1 protein-coding gene is annotated in these 847 nt (G+C 61.3%); it reads left to right on the top strand.

What is annotated here, in order from left to right; translation table 11 throughout:
* The coding region (locus tag RA27_RS24540; protein WP_039544505.1) for a putative Ig domain-containing protein at positions 1 to 847 on the top strand (847 nt) is incomplete at both ends.

Raw genomic sequence — 847 nt, 5'->3', positions numbered from 1 at the left:
GCCAGCCTGGCGGATGGGTCGGCTCTGCCCGCATGGCTGAGCTTTGATGCTGCGACCCGCTTGTTCAGCGGTACCCCGCCGCAGGACTTCACGGGCACGGTTGATTTGCGGGTTGCTGCCAGTGATGGAACAGCCGAGATCTTTTCCGAGTTCACGCTGACTGTTGCCGCTGAGAATGACGCCCCGATTGTAGTTCAGGCGCTGAGCGATCAGAGCGTTCAGGAAGATCAGGCGTGGCAGTACACGCTGCCGCAGGGCACCTTTGCGGATGCCGATGGCGATGATCTGACGCTCTCGGCCGGCCTGGCGGATGGGTCCGCTCTGCCCGCATGGCTGAGCTTTGATGCCGCGACCCGCTTGTTCAGCGGTACCCCGCCGCAAGACTTCACGGGCACGGTTGACTTGCGTGTCACTGCAAGTGATGGAACTGCCGAGGTTTTCTCCGACTTCACTCTGACTGTTGCCGCTGAGAATGACGCACCGATTGTAGTTCAGACGCTGAGCGATCAGAGCGTTCGGGAAGATCAGGCGTGGCAGTACACGCTGCCGCAGGGCACCTTTGCGGATGCCGATGGCGATGATCTGACGCTCTCGGCCAGCCTGGCGGATGGGTCTGAGCTGCCTGCATGGCTGAGCTTTGATGCCGCGACCCGCCTGTTCAGTGGCACCCCGCCGCAGGACTTCACGGGCACGGTTGACTTGCGTGTCACTGCAAGTGATGGAACCGCCGAGATATTCTCCGACCTCACTCTGACTGTTGCCGCTGAGAATGACGCACCGATTGTAGTTCAGACGCTGAGCGATCAGAGCGTTCAGGAAGATCAGGCGTGGCAGTACACGCTGCCGC

It is taken from the genome of Ruegeria sp. ANG-R (assembly GCF_000813985.1).
Taxonomy (GTDB): Bacteria; Pseudomonadota; Alphaproteobacteria; order Rhodobacterales; family Rhodobacteraceae; genus Ruegeria.
Note: the sequence above shows the minus strand (reverse complement) of the source record. Positions and strands in the feature narration are given on the sequence as shown.